Source organism: Pseudomonas sp. NY15181 (genome assembly GCF_048068055.1).
Taxonomy (GTDB): domain Bacteria; phylum Pseudomonadota; class Gammaproteobacteria; order Pseudomonadales; family Pseudomonadaceae; genus Pseudomonas.
In genome coordinates this window covers 1-602 of sequence record NZ_JBLUPT010000028.1, presented here as the reverse complement: position 1 = coordinate 602, position 602 = coordinate 1, and the positions used below count along the sequence as shown (strand labels likewise).

1 pseudogene is annotated in these 602 nt (G+C 68.3%); it reads left to right on the top strand.

Annotation, left to right across the window (positions count from 1 at the left end):
* Positions 1–602: pseudogene (locus tag ACNFBT_RS27175) on the top strand (urocanate hydratase); the annotation flags it as partial.

Genomic DNA, 602 nt, shown 5'->3' with positions numbered 1-602 from the left:
ATCGGCCCGTTCCGCTGGGCTGCGCTGTCCGGTGATCCGCAGGACATCTACAAGACCGACGCCAAGGTCAAGGAACTGATCCCGGACGACGCCCACCTGCACCGCTGGCTGGACATGGCCCGCGAGCGCATCAGCTTCCAGGGACTGCCGGCACGTATCTGCTGGGTCGGCCTGGGCCTGCGCGCCAAGCTGGGCCTGGCGTTCAACGAGATGGTCCGCAGCGGCGAGCTGTCCGCGCCGATCGTCATCGGCCGCGACCACCTGGACTCCGGCTCGGTCTCCAGCCCGAACCGCGAGACCGAAGCCATGCAGGACGGCTCCGATGCCGTGTCCGACTGGCCGCTGCTCAACGCCCTGCTGAACACCGCGGGCGGCGCGACCTGGGTTTCGCTGCACCACGGCGGCGGCGTAGGCATGGGCTTCTCCCAGCACTCCGGCATGGTGATCGTCTGTGACGGCACCGACGAAGCTGCTGCGCGTATCGCCCGCGTGCTGACCAACGACCCAGGCACCGGCGTGATGCGCCATGCCGATGCCGGTTACCAGATCGCCATCGACTGCGCCAAGGAGCAGGGCCTGAACCTGCCGATGATCACCGGCAA